The 4,322-nt window shown below is 57.9% G+C and carries 4 protein-coding genes; all 4 read left to right on the top strand.

Features of this window, described 5'->3' with window-relative positions:
• Positions 1–18: 18 nt before the first annotated feature.
• Entirely contained in the window at positions 19–2,544 is a 2,526-nt protein-coding gene (gene infB, locus ACRESJ_RS08020; protein ID WP_431757430.1) for a translation initiation factor IF-2, read from the top strand.
• Between the two features lie 159 nt (positions 2,545–2,703).
• On the top strand, positions 2,704–3,105 hold the full coding sequence (gene rbfA, locus ACRESJ_RS08025; RefSeq protein ID WP_175375873.1) for a 30S ribosome-binding factor RbfA: 402 nt from the start codon (positions 2,704–2,706) through the stop codon (positions 3,103–3,105).
• A 3-nt stretch (positions 3,106–3,108) separates the two neighbouring features.
• Positions 3,109–4,026, top strand: a complete 918-nt coding sequence (gene truB, locus ACRESJ_RS08030) for a tRNA pseudouridine(55) synthase TruB (protein ID WP_431757431.1) — start codon at positions 3,109–3,111, stop codon at positions 4,024–4,026.
• Between the two features lie 117 nt (positions 4,027–4,143).
• On the top strand, positions 4,144–4,322 hold a 179-nt coding region (gene rpsO, locus ACRESJ_RS08035), incomplete at its 3' end, for a 30S ribosomal protein S15 (RefSeq protein ID WP_431757432.1).

Here is a 4,322-nt window from a genome sequence, read left to right on the forward strand (position 1 = left end):
GCCTGAGGAGAGAAGTGCATGACGCAAGTCACGGTGAAACAACTGGCCGATGAGGTCAAAACACCGGTAGAGCGCCTGTTGCAGCAGATGCGTGAGGCAGGTCTGCCGCACACCGCCGCCGAAGAAAATGTGACTGACAGTGAGAAGCAATCGTTGCTGACTCACTTGAAAAGCAGCCACAAGGCGAAAGTGGAAGAACCACGCAAGATCACGCTGCAGCGTAAAACCACCAGCACCCTGCGGGTTGCTGGCAGCAAAAGCATCAGCGTCGAAGTACGTAAGAAGAAAGTCTTCGTACAGCGCAGCCCGGAAGAAATTGAAGCCGAGCGCAAGCGTGAAATGGATGAACGTCGCGCAGTAGAAAATGCTGCTCGTCAGAAGGCTGAAGAAGAAGCCAAGCGTCGCGCCGAAGAAGAAGCGCGTCGCCAGCCAGCTGCTGCGACGACCGCTCCAGCCGCACCTGTTGCAGCGCCTGCTGCAGTCGTCGAGCCTGTGCGTGAAAGCGCCCCGGTTGTGGCTGCTGCACCGGCTCCTGCGGCCGACACTCGCAAGCGCGACGAACAGCGTCGTCCGGACAAGCCACGTGCAGACGACAACAATCGTCGCGGTAGTGGCGATGGCGAGCGCAAAAATGCTCCGCATCGTGCTTCGGTCAAGGAAAAGGCTCCTGCGCCACGCGTTGCCCCACGTACTACCGACGAAGAAAGCGATGGCTTCCGTCGTGGTGGTCGCGGCAAGGCCAAGCTGAAGAAGCGCAACGCTCACGGTTTCCAGAGCCCAACCGGCCCTGTCGTGCGCGAAGTGAAGATCGGCGAGACCATCACAGTGGGCGATCTGGCCCAGCAGATGTCGGTCAAGGCTGCTGAAATCATCAAGTTCATGTTCAAACTGGGTACTCCAGCGACCATCAACCAGGTACTGGATCAGGAAACTGCCCAGCTGGTTGCTGAAGAGCTGGGCCACAAAGTGACCCTGGTCAGCGACACCGCCCTGGAAGATTCCCTGGCCGAGTCCCTGAAGTTTGAAGGCGAGGCAGTTTCCCGTGCACCAGTCGTGACCGTAATGGGCCACGTTGACCACGGTAAAACTTCCCTGCTCGACTACATCCGTCGTGCCAAGGTTGCTGCTGGCGAAGCCGGTGGTATCACCCAGCACATCGGTGCTTACCACGTTGAAACCGACCGTGGCATGGTGACGTTCCTCGACACCCCTGGTCACGCCGCGTTTACCGCAATGCGTGCCCGTGGCGCCAAGGCGACCGACATCGTGATCCTGGTGGTTGCAGCGGACGACGGCGTAATGCCGCAGACCGTTGAAGCTGTTCAGCACGCCAAGGCCGCAGGTGTACCGCTGGTCGTGGCAGTGAACAAGATCGACAAGCCGGGCGCCGATCTCGATCGCATCCGTAGCGAACTGTCGGTCCATGGCGTGACCTCGGAAGAGTGGGGTGGTGACACTCCGTTCGTACCGGTTTCCGCGAAGATGGGTACCGGCGTCGACGAATTGCTCGAAGCCGTTCTGCTGCAAGCCGAAGTTCTGGAACTGACCGCTACTCCGTCGGCTCCTGGCCGTGGTGTCGTGGTTGAATCTCGCCTGGACAAGGGCCGTGGCCCGGTGGCTACCGTTCTGGTTCAAGACGGTACTCTGCGTCAAGGCGACATGGTTCTGGTCGGTTCGAACTATGGCCGTGTTCGCGCCATGCTCGACGAGAACGGCAAGCCAATCAAGGAAGCTGGCCCGGCCATCCCTGTCGAGATTCTCGGCCTGGACGGTACTCCGGACGCTGGCGACGAGATGAGCGTGGTTGCCGACGAGAAGAAAGCCCGTGAAGTGGCTCTGTTCCGTCAAGGCAAGTTCCGCGAAGTCAAACTGGCTCGTGCTCACGCAGGCAAGCTGGAAAATATCTTCGAAAACATGGGTCAGGAAGAGAAGAAGACGCTCAATATCGTCCTCAAATCTGACGTCCGTGGTTCGTTGGAAGCTCTGCAAGGTGCTCTGAACGGCCTGGGCAACGACGAAGTGCAAGTGCGCGTAGTTGGTGGCGGTGTCGGTGGTATCACCGAATCCGACGCCAACCTGGCACTGGCCTCCAACGCTGTACTGTTCGGCTTTAACGTACGTGCCGATGCAGGCGCTCGCAAGATCGTCGAGCAGGAAGGTCTGGATATGCGTTACTACAACGTGATCTACGACATCATCGAAGACGTCAAGAAAGCCCTGACCGGTATGCTTGGCAGCGATGTTCGCGAGAACATCCTGGGCATCGCCGAGGTGCGTGACGTGTTCCGTTCGCCGAAGTTTGGCGCGATCGCCGGTTGCATGGTTATCGAAGGTGTTGTTCACCGTAACCGTCCAATCCGTGTACTGCGTGAAGACATCGTTATCTTCGAAGGCGAGCTGGAATCCCTGCGCCGCTTCAAGGATGACGCTTCCGAAGTACGTGCCGGCATGGAATGCGGTATCGGCGTGAAGAGCTACAACGACGTTAAAGTCGGTGACAAGATCGAAGTCTTCGAGAAGGTTCAGGTTGCTCGCAGCCTTTAACTCGCGCACTTCAGGAGCCGTGATGGTCAGCCGCATGCAAATGCACGGCGCATCGCAAGGACTCTAAACGCAACGCCCGGCCTGGCTTCTGTCAGGCCGGGCGTTTGCCGCTTTCAGACCTTACGGGTTTAACCGTGAGGCAGTTACAGGTAACAAGACATGGCAAAAGAATATAGCCGTACCCAACGTATCGGCGATCAGATGCAGCGCGAGTTGGCGCAACTGATCCGTCGCGAAGTCAAAGACCCGCGTGTAGGCCTGGTCACCATTACTGCAGTGGAAGTCAGTCGTGACGTTGGTCACGCCAAGATTTTCATCACCGTGATGGGCCAGGACGGCCACGAAGAAATCGCACAAAGTATCAAGGTGCTCAACTCCGCCGCAGGTTTCCTGCGCATGCAGTTGGCTCGCGAAATGAAGCTGCGTAGCGTTCCACAGTTGCACTTCCACTACGATGAAAGCGTTGTGCGCGGTGCGCATCTGTCGGCTTTGATCGAGCGCGCAGTGGCTGAGGACAGCCAGCATACGGTTGCGGCAGACGCCGAAGGCACCAAGGAGTAACCGGTGGCTCAGGTCAAACGTATCCGTCGTAACGTCAGCGGTATCATCCTGCTCGACAAGCCATTGGGGTTCACCTCCAATGCGGCCTTGCAGAAGGTCCGCTGGTTGCTCAACGCCGAGAAAGCCGGACACACTGGCAGCCTCGATCCACTGGCTACTGGCGTTCTGCCGCTGTGCTTTGGAGAGGCCACCAAGTTCTCGCAATACCTGCTCGATTCCGACAAGGGTTACGAAACCCTGGCGCAATTGGGCAAAACCACCACCACGGCCGATGCCGAGGGTGAGGTTTTGCAGGAACGCCCAGTGACCGTTGGTCGCGCCGATATCGAAGCTGCTCTGCCGGATTTTCGTGGGCAAATCAGTCAGATACCACCGATGTACTCCGCACTCAAGCGTGATGGGCAACCGCTGTACAAGCTGGCCCGTGCAGGCGAAGTAGTGGAGCGCGAACCGCGTTCTGTTACTATTGCGCGCTTGGAATTGCTGGCCTTCGAAGGTGATACTGCGCGGCTGGCGGTGGATTGCAGCAAAGGCACCTATATCCGCACCTTGGTGGAGGATATCGGTGAGAAACTCGGTTGTGGCGCTTACGTTGCAGAGTTGCGACGTACCCAGGCCGGGCCATTCACCCTGGCGCAGACAGTTACGCTGGAAGAGCTGGAAGCGGTACATGCCGAAGGCGGCAACGAAGCGGTCGATCGCTTCCTGCTGCCATCGGACAGCGGCCTGCTGGATTGGCCGCTCCTGCAGTTCTCGGAAGCGAGCGCTTTCTACTGGCTAAATGGCCAGCCGGTACGCGCCCCGGATGCACCGAAGTTCGGCATGGTACGGGTACAGGATCACAATGGTCGCTTCATCGGTATCGGTGAAGTGAGCGAAGACGGGCGTATCGCGCCTCGTCGACTGATTCGGTCAGAATGACCGGACGAGGGTGGCTGTTAACAGGCACGGTCACTACTCATTTTTAGATACAGGGATTTGTCCCTGGCCTGTTGAAACTGTTTTTCTGAAACAGTTTCCTGATAAAAGGATTGCCTCATGGCTCTCGACGTTCAAGAAAAAGCTCAAATCGTAGCTGACTACCAGCAAGCTGTTGGTGACACCGGTTCGCCAGAAGTGCAAGTTGCACTGCTGACCGCCAACATCAACAAACTGCAAGGTCACTTCAAGGCCAACGGTAAAGACCACCACTCCCGTCGTGGTCTGATCCGCATGGT

Source organism: Pseudomonas sp., from assembly GCF_050739655.1.
In the GTDB taxonomy this organism is placed as follows: Bacteria; Pseudomonadota; Gammaproteobacteria; order Pseudomonadales; family Pseudomonadaceae; genus Aquipseudomonas.